The sequence below is a fragment of the Nitrobacter sp. 62-23 genome (assembly GCF_001897285.1).
Taxonomy (GTDB): domain Bacteria; phylum Pseudomonadota; class Alphaproteobacteria; order Rhizobiales; family Xanthobacteraceae; genus Nitrobacter.
This window is the reverse complement of the sequence record NZ_MKSM01000138.1, coordinates 1-16,962: the sequence shown is the minus strand read 5'-3', so window position 1 is coordinate 16,962 and position 16,962 is coordinate 1. Positions and strand designations below refer to the sequence as shown.

Annotated in this window: 14 protein-coding genes; 8 read left to right on the top strand and 6 right to left on the bottom strand. The window is 65.5% G+C overall.

The genetic code is table 11. The annotated features are described in order from the left end of the window. Positions 1-109: 109 nt before the first annotated feature. The 4 genes from BGO16_RS17205 to BGO16_RS17190 are packed head-to-tail and all read right to left on the bottom strand — an operon-like array spanning position 110 to position 2,899. Complete coding sequence (locus BGO16_RS17205; protein WP_292620337.1) at positions 110-1,366, bottom strand: CCA tRNA nucleotidyltransferase; 1,257 nt, start codon at positions 1,364-1,366, stop codon at positions 110-112. Then, positions 1,363-1,626, bottom strand: coding sequence for a DUF6111 family protein (locus BGO16_RS17200; RefSeq protein WP_292620335.1), 264 nt, complete (start codon positions 1,624-1,626; stop codon positions 1,363-1,365). Before BGO16_RS17200 ends, BGO16_RS17205 begins: the two co-directional genes overlap by 4 nt. After that, complete coding sequence (locus BGO16_RS17195; RefSeq protein ID WP_292620333.1) at positions 1,623-2,297, bottom strand: CoA pyrophosphatase; 675 nt, start codon at positions 2,295-2,297, stop codon at positions 1,623-1,625. Before BGO16_RS17195 ends, BGO16_RS17200 begins: the two co-directional genes overlap by 4 nt. Beyond that, positions 2,294-2,899, bottom strand: coding sequence for a DUF1285 domain-containing protein (locus tag BGO16_RS17190; RefSeq protein ID WP_292620331.1), 606 nt, complete (start codon positions 2,897-2,899; stop codon positions 2,294-2,296). The genes BGO16_RS17195 and BGO16_RS17190 overlap by 4 nt, the downstream gene beginning before the upstream one ends. Before the next feature lie 375 nt (positions 2,900-3,274). Here BGO16_RS17190 and BGO16_RS17185 point away from each other — a divergent pair, with 375 nt between their 5' ends. The 6 genes from BGO16_RS17185 to BGO16_RS17160 all read left to right on the top strand — a co-directional run bounded on the left by BGO16_RS17185 (position 3,275) and on the right by BGO16_RS17160 (position 13,251). Further along, on the top strand, positions 3,275-4,285 hold the full coding sequence (locus BGO16_RS17185) for a MoxR family ATPase (protein ID WP_292620330.1): 1,011 nt from the start codon (positions 3,275-3,277) through the stop codon (positions 4,283-4,285). After that, a complete protein-coding gene (locus BGO16_RS17180) occupies positions 4,285-5,226 on the top strand; it encodes a DUF58 domain-containing protein (RefSeq protein WP_292620328.1) in 942 nt (313 codons plus the stop codon). Before BGO16_RS17185 ends, BGO16_RS17180 begins: the two co-directional genes overlap by 1 nt. Continuing rightward, the gene (locus tag BGO16_RS17175) at positions 5,226-8,033 is read left to right on the top strand and encodes a DUF4159 domain-containing protein (protein ID WP_292620419.1); all 2,808 of its coding nucleotides are present in this window, start codon (positions 5,226-5,228) and stop codon (positions 8,031-8,033) included. Before BGO16_RS17180 ends, BGO16_RS17175 begins: the two co-directional genes overlap by 1 nt. A 52-nt stretch (positions 8,034-8,085) precedes the next feature. Beyond that, positions 8,086-10,149: a hypothetical protein gene (locus tag BGO16_RS17170; protein ID WP_292620326.1), complete on the top strand. Its 2,064-nt coding sequence runs from the start codon at positions 8,086-8,088 to the stop codon at positions 10,147-10,149. A gap of 225 nt (positions 10,150-10,374) precedes the next feature. Beyond that, positions 10,375-10,791, top strand: coding sequence for a DUF2946 family protein (locus BGO16_RS17165; protein ID WP_292620324.1), 417 nt, complete (start codon positions 10,375-10,377; stop codon positions 10,789-10,791). Positions 10,792-10,908: 117 nt separating this feature from the next. Next, positions 10,909-13,251 carry a TonB-dependent receptor gene (locus tag BGO16_RS17160; protein WP_292620323.1) on the top strand — a complete coding sequence of 781 codons (2,343 nt, stop codon included), beginning with the start codon at positions 10,909-10,911 and terminating at the stop codon, positions 13,249-13,251. 154 nt (positions 13,252-13,405) lie between these two features. Here the strand turns inward: BGO16_RS17160 and BGO16_RS17155 are convergent, their stop codons facing one another. Continuing rightward, the gene (locus BGO16_RS17155) at positions 13,406-13,936 is read right to left on the bottom strand and encodes an N-acetyltransferase (protein WP_292620321.1); all 531 of its coding nucleotides are present in this window, start codon (positions 13,934-13,936) and stop codon (positions 13,406-13,408) included. 68 nt (positions 13,937-14,004) lie between these two features. After that, positions 14,005-14,493: an NUDIX domain-containing protein gene (locus tag BGO16_RS17150; RefSeq protein WP_292620319.1), complete on the bottom strand. Its 489-nt coding sequence runs from the start codon at positions 14,491-14,493 to the stop codon at positions 14,005-14,007. A gap of 113 nt (positions 14,494-14,606) precedes the next feature. Here BGO16_RS17150 and mbfA point away from each other — a divergent pair, with 113 nt between their 5' ends. Then, positions 14,607-15,563 (top strand): iron exporter MbfA, encoded by a 957-nt coding sequence (gene mbfA, locus BGO16_RS17145; protein WP_292620317.1) that lies wholly within the window; start codon positions 14,607-14,609, stop codon positions 15,561-15,563. 332 nt (positions 15,564-15,895) lie between these two features. Further along, positions 15,896-16,801 carry a metallophosphoesterase gene (locus BGO16_RS17140; protein WP_292620418.1) on the top strand — a complete coding sequence of 302 codons (906 nt, stop codon included), beginning with the start codon at positions 15,896-15,898 and terminating at the stop codon, positions 16,799-16,801. Positions 16,802-16,962: the final 161 nt, after the last annotated feature.

The following is a 16,962-nucleotide window of genomic DNA, read 5'->3' as shown; positions in this document are numbered from 1 at the left end:
GCGGAGTGGATACCGGTTCGCGTGACAAAAACGCGCCAAAGCAAATTCATGAAGCCCCGCTTCTGATCTCGTCAAAGGCGGAAACGCTCGAGCTATCCCGCGACCGCGCTCACAGCCGGTGATCGCGCGTGAATCGCGCGACGGTCTGATCCGCAATCTCCGAAAGTGCCGCCGAACCGAGCGGGAAATCCGCCGCCAGCCAGGCATCTTCCGCGATCGTCAGGACATGACCGAGCGCCGGACCCGCCGCTATTCCGCGGGCGGTGAAATCCTCCGCCTTCAATGGGAACGCCGGCGGCTGCCAGCGTTGCGGCAGGGTTGCGACGTTTAGCCACGGCGCCGGATCGGCCCCGAGACCCGCCCGCGCCCAGCCCTGCATCAGCCGGTCGCGGAAGCGCAGTGCGCCAAGCCGGTACAGCCGCCGCCGCGCGGTCGCCTCATCCATGCCGCCCAAACGCCACCAGCGATGGCCCATCGAATCCAGTTGCTTGGCCTCCGCATTGGAGAGCCGCAGCCGCTGCGCGATCCGCCGCGCATCCTCGGTGACCGACACCGCAAGCGCCGCGAGCCGACGGACCGGATCCGGCGCGAGCCCGAGCGCGTGCTCGGCGGCGATCATTGCCGCTAGCGGCCCGCGATAGGCGACACCGCCGAGAATAGCCAGCAGCAGACCCCCATCCTCCATCGCGATCAGCGCCTCCACGGCGCCCTCCGCGACCAGCAGTTTCAGCATTTCCGCCCGCAGCCGTTCGGCCGACAGCGTGGCAAGTCCGGCGCGGCCGCGAATGCAGGCAAGATAGCCGGCCCGATCGGGCTCGCCGGCGCCATAGGCGGCATGGATGCGAAAGAATCGCAGGATACGCAGGTAGTCCTCGGCGATGCGCCGGTCCGGATCGCCGATGAAGCGCACCCGCCTCGCCGCGATGTCGTCGAGCCCGCCGACATGGTCGTGCACGGCCCCATCGCGGTCGACCGACAGGCCGTTGATGGTGAAATCGCGGCGTTCGGCATCTCGCGCCCAGTCGCGGCCGAACGCGACCCGGGCCTTGCGGCCGAAGGTTTCGACGTCTTCGCGCAGCGTCGTGATCTCGAAGGGTTTGCCCTCGACGATCAGGGTGACGGTGCCGTGCTCGATGCCGGTCGGAATGCTCTTGATGCGGGCGGCGGCCGCGCGGCGGACCACCTCCTCGGGAAGCGCGGTGGTGGCGATGTCGATCTCGCCGACCGGCAGGTCCATCAAGGCGTTGCGCACCGCGCCGCCGACGACCCGCGCCTCCTCGCCCTTTTCATCGAGCAGCGCAAGAACATGCGCCGCCGGACCAGATTTCAGCCAGCCCGCCTCACGCAGCGAGCGGACCGTGGTCACCTCTCGGCTCCGGGTACGAGCCTGCCGTTCTCCATATGCGCCGGAATGTAGGTCGAATCCGGCGGCGCGCCCGAAAAATGCGCCAGCAGGATGAAACTGACGACGACCAGTACCAGCGCCGCAAGCGAGAGCCTCAGGACGATGTGCGCCGGCCACGAGGCGGCGATCATGAAGTCGACGCGGTTGGCGATCAGATACGCAACATAGATCGCGAACGGAACCAGGAAGATTCCGATCTCCATAAGAACCGGACGTATCATTTGAGATAGACTCGCTCATACAGCACGCGCAGGATACCGGCGGTAGCGCCCCAGATATAACGCTCCTCGAACGGCATCTCGTAGAACGAGCGCATTCTGCCGCGGGATAGCTTCCAGCCCTGTTTGTGATTGTCCGGGTTCATCAGAAACGCCAACGGCACTTCGAACGCCTCCTCCACTTCCCCCACATTGAGGCGAAGGTCAAATCCCGGCTTCACCAGCGCCACCGTGGGCAGGATTCGAAAGCCAACGCTCGTGCCGTAGAGGTCGAGATAGCCGATCGGCTCGACGAAGTCGCGGGGAAGGCCGACCTCCTCCCATGCCTCTCGCAGCGCGGCATCGACCGGAGAGGCATCGGCCGCGTCGATCTTGCCGCCGGGAAACGCGATCTCGTTGGCGTGATCGCTGAGATGGGCGGCGCGGCGCGTCAGCAGCACGGTCGGCTCCTGCCGCGCCACCACCGGAATCAGCACCGCCGCAGCCCGCAGCGGCTCGTCCAGGGCAATTTCCTGAACTATGAAATCGCGGCCCTGATCGCCGGTCGAGGGGGCGATGCCGGCGTCGGTCAGCCCGGCGGGGATGTCAAAGCGCAGCCGCGCCCGCGCGCGGACGAAAAAATCTCCGGAGCCATCATCGGTCGCGGGGCCCGTTTCCTCCACCGGCACGTTCAACCTGCGTCCCTCACCTGCTCCGCATCCGCCATCGCAAAAAACTCTCCGCCCGATTCGATACCGAACATCATCCGGCCATCGATCATTCGTTGCTCGCCGATGTCAACAAGATCGTAATACAACGCCCGCGTCACCTTTGCCCAGAGGCCGGCCCGGACGTGCAGATAGGGCTTCAACCCGCCCTTCTCCGAGGGCTCGAAGCGCAACTGATGCCCGGAATCGCATGGCACCCAGTCGCCGACATTGGTGCGGAACCGGAGCAGGCGGCCGTGTTCGTCCCCCTCCCCGGTCATCTCGACGGCGACAAACGGCGCGTCGTCGACGCGGATGCCGACCTTTTCCACCGGCGTCACCAGAAAGTGTTTGTCATCCTCCCGCTTCAAAATCGTGGAGAACAGCCGCACCAGCGCCGGCCGGCCGATCGGCGTTTTCATGTAAAACCAGGTGCCGTCGCCGGCGATTCGTAGGTCCAGATCGCCGCAAAACGGCGGATTCCACAGATGCACCGGCGGCAGACCCTTGCCGGCCGGGCCCGCGGCATCACGCGCCGCAGTCGCCAACCCGTCCAGCGTCCGGTGATCGGACCGCCCTTGCTTCGCCATGGTTTACCCCGACCTTGGTCGCTCTGTTCTGGCACAAAGAGGGACGCAAGCCCACTCGTCTGGTGGTTTCAGAAATTCGTTTCATCATGCCCGGCGGTCAAGCGAAGTTCTGAACCCGAACCGTACCGGCATCATAAAGTGGCCAGTGAAGTGGATCTGACCTTCGCCAAGCCGCATTCGCAGCGGCCAACCTGGAAAATCGGGCACGACCGCGGCTCAACTCCGGAACCAGCGAGATACTCGCCACTTCGTGATCCGATGGCTCGAATATCCGGTATTGTGTGGCAAGAGTTTAATTCTCGGAATACACGGCGCTCGCATATGTTTGACGGATATGACGACGCAAACGGCGTGGCCTCGCGCAAGGAGTGACGGATGGCTGTGGAAGCTGACAAGGGCGTCGAGAAGCTGGAAGACGTGATCGTCCGCTCGGCCGAGCAGGTCGCGGAGCAGATCCGTGCGGCGCGCGACGCGATTTCCACCGTGATCTTCGGTCAGGACCGTGTTGTCGAAAACACATTGGTAACCATCCTGTCCGGTGGCCACGCGCTCCTGATCGGCGTCCCTGGTCTTGCCAAGACCAAGCTCGTGGAGACGCTCGGCCTCACGCTCGGGTTAGATGCCAAGCGGGTTCAGTTCACGCCGGATCTGATGCCCTCCGACATCCTCGGCGCCGAGGTGCTGGACGAGAGCAGCGCGGGCAAGCGCTCGTTCCGCTTCATCGCCGGACCGGTGTTCGCGCAGCTTCTGATGGCGGATGAAATCAACCGCGCCAGCCCGCGCACGCAATCGGCGCTGTTGCAGGCAATGCAGGAGCAGCACATCACCGTCGCCGGCGCGCGTCACGACCTGCCGAAACCCTTTCACGTGCTGGCGACGCAAAATCCGCTGGAGCAGGAAGGAACCTATCCGCTGCCGGAAGCGCAGCTCGACCGTTTCCTGATGGAGATCGATGTCGACTACCCGGATCGCGACGCGGAACGGCGCATCCTGTTCGAGACCACCGGCGCCGAGGAAACACTGGCGAAGGCCGCGATGAGCGCCGATGTCGTCCTCGCCGCGCAACGGCTGGTGCGGCGGCTGCCGGTCGGCGACAGCGTGGTCGAAGCGATCCTGTCGCTGGTGCGCTCGGCGCGCCCCGGACCTGAAAGCGGCGACGCCGGAAAACTGATCGCCTGGGGACCGGGCCCGCGGGCCAGCCAGTCGCTGATGCTCGCGGTGCGCGCCCGCGCGCTGCTCGACGGACGTCTTGCGCCCTCGATCGACGACGTGCTCGACCTCGCCGAACCGGTGCTGAAACATCGCATGGCGCTGACGTTCTCGGCCCGCGCAGAGGGCCGCACCATTTCCGACGTGATCGGACAACTGAAAACGCGGATCGGTTGATGGTCGCAGCCGCCGACCATGTCAGGCAGGAAATCGAAGCAGTCAGACGTGCCGACGGTGAAAGCCGCACGCTGGCGGCGTCGCTGCCGCGTCTCGTGCTGGAAGCCCGCCGTATCGCCGCCAACGTGATTCACGGCCTGCACGGCCGCCGTCGCGCGGGCTCTGGCGAAAACTTCTGGCAGTATCGCCGCTTCGTGTCCGGCGAACCGTCGCAGAATGTCGACTGGCGGCGCTCCGCGCGCGACGATCATCTCTATGTCCGCGAGCGCGAATGGGAGGCTGCACATACCGTGTGGCTCTGGCCGGACCGCTCGGCCTCGATGGCCTTTGCCTCCCGAGGCGCGCGCGACAGCAAGCTCGAACGTGCCCTGATCGTGACCTTCGCGCTGGCCGAACTGCTGGTGGCCGGCGGCGAGCGGGTCGGCGTTCCCGGCTTGATGAATCCGACCGCGAGCCGCAACGTCATCGACAGGATGGCGCAGGCGATGCTGCACGACGACCTCGCGCGCGCCAGCCTGCCGCCATCATTCGTGCCGCCGGCGCGATCGGAGATCGTGATGCTGTCCGACTTCTGGTCGCCGATCGCAGATATCCAGACCATGCTCGCCGGACTGTCAGCCTCCGGCGCGCATGGCACGCTGCTGCAGGTGGTCGATCCCGCCGAAGAGACGTTCCCCTATTCGGGCCGCGTCGAGTTCGTCGAACCCGAAGACGGGCGTGTCATCACCGCGGGCCGCGCCGAGCGATGGGCCCACGACTACGTCGCGCGCGTCGCGCTGCATCGTGACCAGATCCGCGAGGAAACCGACGCGCTTGGCTGGCTGTTTTCGACCCACAGAACCGACCGCTCCGCCGCCGAATTGCTGCTGTTCCTCCATGCCGGCATGACGGCCAGCAAGAGCGGTATGGTGGGCTCCGTCAAAGCGGGGCACATGGCATGATGTCGGCGTTTCCGCTGTCGTTCCTTCAGCCGCTGATGCTGCTCGGCCTGCTCAGCCTGCCGCTGCTGTGGTGGCTGTTGCGGGTGATGCCGCCGCGACCGCGACGGGTCGATTTTCCGCCGACGCGGCTCTTGTTCGACATCGCCGCGAAGGAAGAGACACCCTCGCGCACGCCGTGGTGGCTGACGGCGTTGCGGCTTGCGGCGGCGGCGCTGGTGATCTTCGCGGCGGCCGGACCGGTGTGGAATCCCAAGGCCGGCGCGACAGGCTCGAGCGCGCCCTTGACGATCCTGCTCGACGATGGCTGGAGCGCGGCATCGAGCTGGGAAACGCGGATCAGGGCGGCGGACGAACTGATCACCGAGGCCGACCGCGACCAGCGCGGCGTCGCCATCGTTCCCTTATCAGAACCGACGCATGACATCACGCTGATGCCGGCCGGCACCGCGCGCGTGGCGCTGCGCCAGCTCGCACCGAAACCCTTCGCCGTCGAGCGCGTCGAGACGCTGCCGGCGCTCGAACGCTTCCTGAAGGCAACCGGCGACAGCAACGTCGTCTGGCTGTCCGATGGAATCGACAGCGGACGCGGGGCGGAATTCGTCGACGGTCTTCGCAAAGCGATCGGCGACCGTTCCCTCACCATTGTCGAGGGCGGCGCGCCGCCGGCGCATGCGCTGGTCGCAGCGGAAAATGCCGCCGCCCGAATGACGGTGAAGGTCTTGCGCAGCGCCGTAAATGGTCCGCAAGCCGGCGTCGTCCGGGCACTCGACCAGAAGGGCTCGCCGATCGGCGAGACGCGCTTCGCGTTTCCGCCGCAGGACCGCGAGACCGAAGCCGCGTTTGACCTGCCGCTGGAATTGCGCAACGACATCGCGCGGCTGGAGATCGCCGGCGAACGCTCCGCGGGCGCTGTGCAATTGCTGGACAAGCGCTGGCGCCGCCGCGCCATCGGCGTGGTCAGCGGATCGAGCGCGGATACGTCGCAGCCGCTGCTCGCCTCGACGTTCTATTTGACGCGCGCGCTGGGGCCGTTCGCCGATGTGCGGCTCGGCGACAAGGGCGCCCCGCAGCAGGTCGTCACCCAGTTCCTCGATCAGAAGCTGCCGATGATCGTCATGGCCGACGTCGGCGCGCTGTCGCCGGAGCTGCGCCAGCGCATCGACGGCTGGCTTGAGCGCGGCGGCGTGCTGGTGCGATTCGCGGGGCCGCGGCTGGCGCAGGCCGACGACGATCTGGTGCCGGTGAAATTGCGCCACGGCGGCCGCAGCCTCGGCGGCAGCATGACGTGGGAAAAGCCGCAGCATCTCGCCGCTTTCGCAGCGGACGGGCCGTTCGCGGGCCTCGCGGTGCCGAACGACGTCACCGTCAGCCGGCAGGTGCTGGCCGAACCGGATGCGGCGCTGGCGGCGAAGAGCTGGGCGTCGCTGATCGACGGAACGCCGCTCGTGACCGGCGAACGCCGCGGCAGGGGCCTGCTGGCGCTGTTCCACGTCAGCTCCGACATGCGCTGGTCCGACCTGCCGATGTCGGGCACCTTCGTCGAGATGCTGCGGCGGATCGTCGATGCCTCCGGCTATACGGCGAACACCGGCAAGACCGACACCGACACGAAGGCTGAAACAGTCGCGCCGCTGCGGACGCTCGACGGCTTCGGCGCTTTCACGCCGCCGCCAGCTACCGCCAAACCCCTGCCGGTCAGCTACCGCGGCCGCGGCACCATCGAACATCCCCCCGGATTCTACGGACCCGCCGATGGCCCGATCGCGGTCAATACGCTGGCGGCCACCGATCGGATCGTGCCGCTGGACACCTCGACACTGACCGCGCGCCGGGCGAGTTTCACCAATGCCGAACCGCACGACATCCGCGGCATCCTGCTGTCGTCGGCGCTTGCACTGTTTCTGGTCGACGCCGTGATCGTTGCGCTGCTTGGCGGTGGCCTCGCCATGCTGCTGCGTCGCCGCGCCGCCCCTGCCGCGCTGTTGCTCGCTCTGGCGCTGCCGACGATCGCAATGATGCCTTCGCCCGCGCGCGCCGACAGCGCGAAGGACGAATTCGCGATGAAGGCCACCTCCCAAACACGGCTGGCCTATGTCGTGACCGGCAATGCCGACGTCGACACCATCGTCAAGGCCGGGATGAGCGGACTTACTTTGTTCCTCGCGCAACGCACGGCGCTGGAAGCCGGCGATCCGGTCGGCATCGACCCGGCGCGCGACGAACTGGCGTTCTTCCCGCTGATCTACTGGCCGGTGGTGACGGGCGCGCCGAAGCCGTCGCAAAGCGCCCTCAACAAGATCGACGCTTACATGAAGCAGGGCGGAACGGTTCTGTTCGATACCCGCGACGCGATCGATGCGCTGCCGGGCGAGGGCGAATCGCAAACGCCGGGGATGCAGGAACTGCGCACCATTCTTTCATCACTCGACATCCCCGAACTCGAGCCGGTGCCGCACGAGCATGTGCTGGCCAAGACGTTCTATCTGCTGCACGACTTTCCCGGCCGCTTCACCACCGGCCAGACCTGGGTGGAGGCGCTGCCGCGCGACGAGGACGACGACGCTGCATCGCGGCCAGCCCGTGGCGGCGACGGCGTCTCGCCGATCATCATCACCTCGAACGATCTCGCGGGCGCATGGGCGATGCGTCCGGACGGCCAGCCGATGCTGCCGCTCTCGCCGGGCGAACCGCGGCAACGCGAATTCGCCTTTCGCGCGGGCGTGAACATCGTGATGTACACGCTGACCGGCAACTACAAGGCCGACCAGGTCCATGCGCCGGCGCTGATCGAACGGCTGGGGCAATAGCTATGCAGTCGCCATCACATTCAGCCGTCATGCCGGTTGAGAGGCAAGCCATATGACCTACGGCGTCGCCTTCACCCCGCTGGTTCCCGTGATCGTGCTGTGGGCCGCGCTCGCCGCGATCATCGTGATCGCGGTGCTGCTCGTGATCGCGCGCGCGCGGGGCGCTGCGGTACGCGTGGCCGCGCTGGCGCTGATCCTGCTCGCACTCGCCAATCCGTCATTCACCCGCGAGGAGCGCGAACCGCTGTCGTCGGTGGCCGCCGTCATCGTCGACAAGAGCCCGAGCCAGGATTTCGGCGACCGCACCGACCAGACCGCGAGAGCGCGCGAGGCGCTGGTCGACCGCCTCAAACAGATCAAGGGACTCGAGGTCCGGGTCGTCGATGCGGGCCAGGCGGACGGCGAGACCGACGGCACCAAGCTGTTCTCGGCGCTGTCCTCCACGCTGTCGGACGTGCCGACCGATCGCGTCGCCGGCGCGTTCCTGATCACCGACGGGCGCGTTCACGATATTCCGGACAACGTCGCCGCGCTGGGGTTCAAGGCGCCGGTCCACGCCCTGATCACCGGCCGCAAGGATGAGCGCGATCGCCGTGTCGCGATCGTGGCGGCGCCGCGCTTCGGCATCGTCGGCCAGAGCCAGACCATCACCTACCGCCTCGACGATCAGGGCGTCAGCGGCGAGCGCGCGAAAGTGGTCGTGCGCCGCGACGGCGAGGTCGTCAGCGAGCGCACCGTTCTGAGCGGACAGACCGTCAATGTCGATGTCGCCATCAAACACGCCGGACAGAACATCGTCGAGATCGAGGCCTCGCCGCTTGAGAACGAACTGACGCCGATCAATAACCGAGCCGTGGTGCCGATCGACGGCGTCCGCGACAAGCTGCGCGTGCTGCTGGTATCGGGCGAGCCGCATTCCGGCGAGCGCACCTGGCGCAACCTGCTCAAGTCGGACCCCAGCGTCGATCTGGTCCACTTCACGATCCTGCGTCCGCCCGAGAAGCAGGACGGCACGCCGATCAACGAGCTGTCGTTGATCGCATTTCCGACGCGCGAGCTGTTCCAGCAGAAGATCAACGAATTCCAGTTGATCATCTTCGACCGCTATGCGCGCCAGGGCGTGCTGCCGACCGCCTATTTCGACAACATCGCACGTTACGTGCGCGCAGGCGGCGCTGTGCTGGTCTCGGCCGGTCCCGATTACGCCTCGAACACCAGCATTTGGCGGACGCCGCTGGATACGGTGCTGCCCGCCGAGCCCGTCGGCGTCACCGAAAAGCCGTTCCACGCACGGCTGAGCGATGCCGGCAAGCGCCATCCGGTCACCCGCGCCCTCGAAGGATCCGCGAACGATCCGCCGCACTGGAGCCGGTTTTTCCGCGAGGTCGATACCCGCAACGTTTCGGTGCCGCCGGTGATGACCGGCGCGGACGGCAAGCCGCTATTGTTGCTGTCGCGCTATGACGAAGGACGCGTCGCGCTGCTGTTGTCGGATCACATCTGGCTGTGGGCGCGCGGCTATGAGGGCGGCGGTCCATATCTTGACCTGCTGCGGCGGACTGCCCACTGGCTGATGAAGCAGCCAGACCTCGACGAAGAGGCACTGCGGCTCGAAGTCCATGGCAAGGACCTCGTCGTGCAACGCCAGACCATGGCCGACAGCGTCACGCCGGTCGTCGTGACGTCGCCGTCCGGCAAGAAACGCGAACTGACGCTGAGCGCCGGCGAGCCCGGCCTGTGGCAGGCGACATTAACGGCGGACGAACTCGGATTGTGGCAGGCCACCGACGGGACGCTGAACGCGCTGGTCAATGTCGGTCCGGTCAATCCGAAGGAATTCTCCGAGGTGACCTCGACTGTCGAAGAGCTCAAGCCACTGGCGCAGGCCAGCGGCGGCGATGTCCGGCGGATCGCGGATGGTTCGGGCGTCGACATTCCGCGCATCGTTCCTGTGCACGCCTCGAGCGTGTTTCGCGGCGACGGCTGGATGGGCGTACGGATGCGTGACGCCAGCATGGTGCGCGGCGTCGGCGTGCTGCCGGTGTTCACCGGACTGATCGGCCTGTTGATGCTGCTCGGCGCCTTCGCCGCGACCTGGCTGCGCGAAGGGCGCTGACCCCGGCGCAACCGGCTTGATGTGACGCGACCCGCGAAACCGGTCCGCTCGCCCGAAAGGCCCCGACGACCGTGACCGCGATCCCACACTTCCCGGTCAATGATGTCGCCCGGCCTCGGCGCGGCAAACTCCGGTTGACATCCGCGGTCCAATGAGGCGATGTTACATTATAACATCTTGGGCGCGCCGAGGACGAACCTCCGCGGCGGGGGGGCTTGTCACTGCATGAAGTGGTTCCGGTCGAACATCAAACATGGATCGCGGCTCGCGCTGCTCGCGCTTGCGATCCAGTTGGTGCTGTCGTTCGGACATCATCACGGCACTGCCGCGCTCGCGTCACCGGCGGTCGCGATGCAGCCAAGCGGCGCATCCACGCCTCTCACGACCAAAGCCGCCGTCGCGAATCCCGCCGGGGCATCGGCCGAGAGTCCGGCCGGGCCCGCGACAGGCCACCATCAGGACAGCGACACCTGCGCCATTTGCGCCGTCATGGCGCTCACAAGCACGGTGCTGTTCACCGAGCCTGCGGTTTTGCTGCTGCCCGAGGCGTATCATTTTCTCTATCTGACCACTGACGCCGAGTTCAACCACATCAAGCCGCGGCACGTCGTTTCACAGCCGCGCGCACCTCCCGCCTCCTGACATCGATCACTCGGCGACGCCCGCGCGTTGGCGCGGCCGCTGCCGAGGAGTTTCGCCATCGATTTCGACGGCCGCCAGCCCCGCCACGGGTCAATCGGCCACGTCAGGACCAAACAGATGTCATTTTCTTCCGGTCGTTTTCTGGCGATCGCGCGCCTCGGCGCGGCGTCGCTTCCAGCCCTTGCCATGGCGATCCCCGATCAAGCCTCGGCTCAAACCGCCCTGCCCGGGATCGTGGTCAACGCGCCCAGCCCCATCGTGCACCGCGCGCGGCCTTCACGGACCAAACCCACGCACACGGTCCGCCGCGGCAGGACAACGCCTCCATCCACCGCGCGACAAACCGAGGAAGCTGCCGCTGCGCCGCCGGCCTCGCCTCCCGCTGATCTGCCGGGCACGTTGCCTATCGTGACCGATCAGTTCGCCACCGTGACTGTGGTCCCCAATGACGAGATCCGGCGCAACGGAGCCGCCACGCTCGGCGACCTGCTCAACAACAAGCCGGGCATCACCGGCTCCTCCTTCGCACCTGGCGCATCGAGCCGGCCCATCATTCGCGGACTCGACGTCAATCGCGTCGGAATCGTGGAAAACGGCGTCGGAAGCAACGGCGCATCCGATCTCGGCGAGGACCATTTCGTGCCGATCGATCCGCTTTCGACCAATCAGGTCGAGGTGATCCGCGGCCCCGCCACGCTGCGCTACGGCTCGACAGCGATCGGCGGCGTCGTCAGCGCCAGCAACAACCGCATTCCCGAAACCACGCCGTGCGCGCCGCCGCTGACGACGCAGACCTATGGCTACGACGTCAAGGCGCCGCAATTGTCGACGCCCTCCGGCTGCGCAAACTTTGAGACCCGGGGCGCGTTGTCCAGCGTGGACCAGGGTCGCGAAGGCGCGGTGCTGCTCGATGCGGGCGGCAACAACGTCGCGATTCACGCCGATGCCTTCGCGCGGCGGACCGATGACTATGCGATCCCCGGCGGCGTGCAGAAGAACTCCTCGACCGCCTCGAACGGAGGCTCGGTCGGCGGCTCGTACCTGTTCGACGGCGGGTTCGTCGGCGCGGCGATCACCCAGAACAACAGCCTGTACCATATTCCGGGCCGCGAGGGCGAAGAGGTCGGCACCCGGATCGACGCACACCAGACCAAGTTCACCGCAAAAGGCGAATATCGCCCCGACGCAGCGGCGGTCGATGCCATCCGCTTCTGGATCGGCGCGACCGACTACAGCCACAACGAACTCGGGCTTGCCGATGCGGCCGATCCGTCCAGCGACGGCGTACGCCAGACCTTCACCAACAAGGAGCAGGAAGGCCGGATGGAAGTGCAACTCGCTCCGTTCGACCTGCGCTTCGCCGCCCTGACAACCGCGATCGGCGTGCAGGCGTCGCATCAGGACCTGACCGCGCCGAGTCCTGACGATCCGGGCAGCCCGCTCAACGGCCTGTGGGATCCAAACAGCAACGCAAAGCTTGCCGGCTACATCTTCAACGAGTTCAAATTCAGCGAGACAACCAGGGCTCAGATCGCTGGCCGGATCGAACACGTGAACCTCAGCGGCTCGACCCCCAGCGTCATCCCCGAACTGTTCGATCTCACCACCGACCCCGGTGCGATCGGCGCCGCAATGCCGCGCGCGCTGAACTTCACGCCGGCAAGCGCCAGCATCGGCCTGATCCATGATCTGCCCTGGAATCTCGTGGCCAGCCTGACCGGGCAATACGTCCAGCGCGCGCCAAAGCCGGCCGAACTGTTCTCGCGCGGCGCGCATGATGCGACGGAAACCTTCGACATCGGCAATCCGAACCTCGGCATCGAGACCGCGAAGTCGATCGAGGCAGGATTGCGCCGTGCGGCCGGACCGCTGCGCTTTGAACTGACCGGCTACTACACACGGTTCAATGGCTTCATCTACCGGCGCCTGACCGGCAACACCTGCGAGGAGACGACTTGCGCAGCCGGGCCGGGTCTGGAACTGAACCAGGCCGTCTATTCCCAGACCGACGCCGTTTTCCGCGGCGGCGAATTCCAGTTTCAATACGATGTCCTGCCGGCGTGGGCCGGCCTGTTCGGCATCGAGGGGCAGTACGATATTGTTCGCGCGACCTTTACGGACGGCTCCAACGTGCCGCGAATTCCGCCGCAGCGTCTCGGCGGAGGCGTCTACTATCACGACGCCAACTGGCTGGCTCGCGTCAACCTGCTCCACGCCTTCGCGCAGAATGACGTCAGCGGCGTGGAGACGCCGACCCCCGGCTACAATCGGCTCCGCGCCGAGGTCAGCTATACGACCATTCTCGCCAAAAACGACTGGTGGGGGGCGCAGAAGGTGACCGTCGGTCTCGTCGGCGACAATCTGCTGAACGAGCAGATGCGCAACGCCGTCGCCTACAACAAGGACGAGGTATTACTGCCCGGGCTGAACGTGCGGCTGTTCGCGAACGTGACGTATTGAGTTCGTCCTGTCATGGCCGGATTTATTCCGGCCATCCAGGCGCGCGCGCCCGTCTTTTTCGTTTCTGCTGAAGTTAGCTAAAGACGTGGATGCCAGTGACACGCACGGGCATGACGACAGCAACAAACAGCAGACGCGGCAAAGGGTATCAACCTCAACTTGCCGTCGGCGTCTTCCGCGCGAACGTCCAGTCCGGCCGGATCATGCCGGACACGCCCTCGAACGCGCCGGGGACGAGTTCACACACCAACAGCCGCGCCCGATCGACCGGGCCCGGCATATCGACCTGCCCTTTCGGAATTACCTTGAAGCCGACGCGGCCGTAATAGGGCTCGTCGCCGACCAGAACCACGAGACGATGTCCTTTTGTTTTCGCCTCGCCCAGCGCGCGATCAAGCAGCGCGCGGCCGATCCCGCGACCGCGGAACGGCGGCTCGACCGTCAACGGGCCGAGCAGCAGCGCCGGCGTGTCGCCGATGCAGACCGGCAACAGCCGGACCGAGCCGACCAGCAGCGTGCCGATGCGGGCGGTCAAGGACAACTCAAGCAGGTGATCGACATGCTCGCGCAGCCGGTACGCGCTGAGCACGAAACGGCCGGGGCCAAAGGTGCGTTCGTGCAGACGCTCGATGGCCTGCGCGTCGTTGACGGTCTCGGTCAGGATGGTGAGGGACAGATCGGACATGGGAGAGGCGGATAGCACCTGCCACGGGCGCGGTCCATCGCCCGCCGCCGATATGGTGACTGACCCGGTCACCGACGCCAGGTCAGCGTCGGCGGCGCCTGATCAAGGACTTCAGCAATCCGCAGCCGCGTACCGACCGTGGTCTCCGCCGGCAGGGAATCGGGGGCGAAAAAGCCGCAATCGACGATCTCACGGTTTGGCTCCGGTTTGCGATCCTGCCGAAAGTCCCTGACGATGTAGACCGCGACATGGTCGCGCGGCGAGACGTGGCTATTGAGGAAAATGCCGTGCAACACGGGCTCGCCCGATATCTCGATTCGACCCTCCTCCATCAGTTCGCGTTGCAACGCCGTGCGAAACACCTCGCCGACCTCGACGCCGCCGCCCGGCAGATGCCAGCCGGACACATAGCTGTGGCGGACCAGAAACACCCGGTTTTCGCCGTCGAGCACCACGCCGCGCACGCCCAGCGTCATGCCGCGGGCAAACCGCCAATACAGGTGAAACACTCGCCGCAGCGCGCGCTCCAAACCGCGACGCTCCCCCCCGACAATCATGACCCGCGCGCCTCTCCGCCGCAGCGATTCGCGGCAATTCGTATTCTCATGATCCTTGCATCAAAGCGGTCCTCTTGCCAAAACCTTGGAACATTCCGGGGCACGAGGCAGTAGTGAAGCAGTTTGCGGATTTGACAGAACGCGAGATCCTGGCGCTCGCCATCTCCAACGAGGAGGAGGACAGCCGCATTTACCACGGATTCGCCGAAGGGTTGGCCGAGCCGTTTCCCGCCTCGGCCGCCGTTCTCTCCGGCATGGCGGAGGAAGAGATTCGCCATCGCGGCAGGCTGTTCGATCTCTACCGCGAAAAATTCGGCGACTACCTGCCGTTGATCCGCCGCCATGACGTCAAGGGCTTCATCAAGCGAAAGCCGCTATGGCTGACGCGGCCGCTGCACCTGGAGGATGTGCGTAAGTATGTCCTCGGCATGGAGAAGGAGGCGGCGCGGTTCTATCGCAAGGCTGCGGAAACCACGCGCGATGCATCGATCCGCGAGTTGCTGATCGGGCTGGCCGAGGAGGAAGACAGGCACGATTCGCTGGCCGGGCAGCTCATCGCGAAACACCTGACGGAGGAGACCAAGGCCGGCGAATCCGATAGCGAGCGCCGAGCGTTCATTTTGCAGTATGTGCAGCCAGGCCTCGTCGGGCTCATGGACGGCTCGGTCTCGACGCTGGCGCCGCTGTTCGCGGCGGCCTTCGCCACCCGCGAGCCATTCGAGACCTTTCTGGTGGGTCTGGCGGCTTCCGTCGGCGCCGGCATCTCCATGGGATTCGCCGAAGCGCTGTCGGACGACGGCAGCTTAAGCGGCCGCGGCTCGCCGTGGATTCGCGGCGGCGTCTGCGGGTTGATGACGGCGGTCGGTGGCCTCGGCCATACCCTGCCCTATCTGATTCCGGATTTCTACGTGGCAACAGTGCTGGCGATCGCTGTCGTGATCGTCGAACTCGGCGTCATCTCCTGGATACGCCACCGCTTCATGGATACGCCATTGTTGCAAGCGACGTTCCAGATCGCAGTCGGCGGCGCGCTGGTGTTTCTCGCCGGCATCCTGATCGGCAGCGCATAGTGTGGTGGTTCAGAAGTTCGCTTCAGTGCTCAATCAAGTCCGTCAAGCGAACTTCTGAACCTAAACCACACTAGTGGAATGAATTTGACATTCGCTACCCACTTTGCAGCGAACGTGTCAGGCGAATGTCAAATTCAAAACTCCACTAGAAACCTGATAGTTGCTAGTGGTCCTTTGATTCTAACATTTGCAGGAACTCCCTGCCGCAACGGGATGCAAATGTTAGAATTGGACCACTAGCGCATGATCCGGAAAAGTGGGCACCGGTTTTCCGGAGAGATCATGCGACAAGAAAAACCACGACGTTTGTCGGTTCGATAGCAGTAGTCATGATGACCGCATTCACGCTTGCACACCTCTCCGACCCTCATCTGGCGCCGCTGCCTCAGCCGCGGCTATATGAACTCGCGGGCAAGCGCGTGCTCGGCTATGTGAACTGGAAACGCTACCGCCATAAGATTCATCGGCGTGACATTGCCGACGCACTGGTCGCCGATATCAAGGCGCAATCGCCCGGCCATATCGCGATCACCGGCGACCTCGTCAATCTCGCGCTGCCGGGCGAATTCACCCAGGCGCGCGCATGGCTCGAGAGCGTCGGCGCTCCCGCCGACGTCACCCTCGTGCCCGGCAACCACGACGCCTATGTTCGCGTGACGACAAAACAGACCGCCCAATGGGCCGAATATATGCACGGCGACAGCGCCCGCGCAGGCGCGCCGTTTTCGTTTCCGTTCCTGCGCCGCCGAGGGCCGCTAACGCTGATCGGCGTGTCATCTGCGGTGCCGACAGGGCCGTTCATGGCCACCGGCCGGCTGGGGCCGAGCCAGCTCGATATGCTGGAGCAGGGTTTTTCACAGATCGCGGATGATCCGAACTTTCGCGTGCTGCTGATCCATCATCCGCTGTCTTCAAAAGCCTCGTACAAGCGGCTGACCGATGCGGACGCGCTGCTGGCGCTCATCAAGCGGCATCGCGTCGATCTGGTCCTGCACGGACACGATCATATTCATTCCACCATGTGGTTCGAGGGACCGCACGGCCGCGTGCCCGCTATCGGCGTGCCGTCGGCGTCCGCAACGGCATACCGGCACTATCCGGCCGCCGCCTACAACCTGTTTTCGATCTGCCGCGAAGACGACGCCTGGCGCTGCGAGCAGCGGGTGCGCGGTTTTGCCGACGGCGCGGCGGCCGAGCGCGCCGAGGTCACCGAATTGCAGCGGATACGGTTGATCTAGTGGTCCGATTCTAACATTTGCATCCCGTTGCGGCAGGGAGTTCCTGCAAATGTTAGAATCAAAGGACCACTAGGGTCCGTACTCAATAAGGATTCCCACGAGCGGGGCTATGTGATTCAAGCTTTCCATGATCTGGGGGCTTGGATGGCGAAGCAGGTTTA

Coding starts and splice junctions, on each gene's coding strand:
- BGO16_RS17180 (WP_292620328.1), top strand. CDS start 4,285: ATGGTCGCAGCCGCCGACCATGTCAGGCAGGAAATCGAAGCAGTCAGA.
- BGO16_RS17190 (WP_292620331.1), bottom strand. CDS start 2,899: ATGGCGAAGCAAGGGCGGTCCGATCACCGGACGCTGGACGGGTTGGCG.
- BGO16_RS17160 (WP_292620323.1), top strand. CDS start 10,909: ATGTCATTTTCTTCCGGTCGTTTTCTGGCGATCGCGCGCCTCGGCGCG.
- BGO16_RS17150 (WP_292620319.1), bottom strand. CDS start 14,493: ATGATTGTCGGGGGGGAGCGTCGCGGTTTGGAGCGCGCGCTGCGGCGA.
- BGO16_RS17170 (WP_292620326.1), top strand. CDS start 8,086: ATGACCTACGGCGTCGCCTTCACCCCGCTGGTTCCCGTGATCGTGCTG.
- BGO16_RS17185 (WP_292620330.1), top strand. CDS start 3,275: ATGGCTGTGGAAGCTGACAAGGGCGTCGAGAAGCTGGAAGACGTGATC.
- BGO16_RS17165 (WP_292620324.1), top strand. CDS start 10,375: ATGAAGTGGTTCCGGTCGAACATCAAACATGGATCGCGGCTCGCGCTG.
- BGO16_RS17175 (WP_292620419.1), top strand. CDS start 5,226: ATGTCGGCGTTTCCGCTGTCGTTCCTTCAGCCGCTGATGCTGCTCGGC.
- BGO16_RS17155 (WP_292620321.1), bottom strand. CDS start 13,936: ATGTCCGATCTGTCCCTCACCATCCTGACCGAGACCGTCAACGACGCG.
- BGO16_RS17140 (WP_292620418.1), top strand. CDS start 15,896: ATGACCGCATTCACGCTTGCACACCTCTCCGACCCTCATCTGGCGCCG.
- BGO16_RS17200 (WP_292620335.1), bottom strand. CDS start 1,626: ATGATACGTCCGGTTCTTATGGAGATCGGAATCTTCCTGGTTCCGTTC.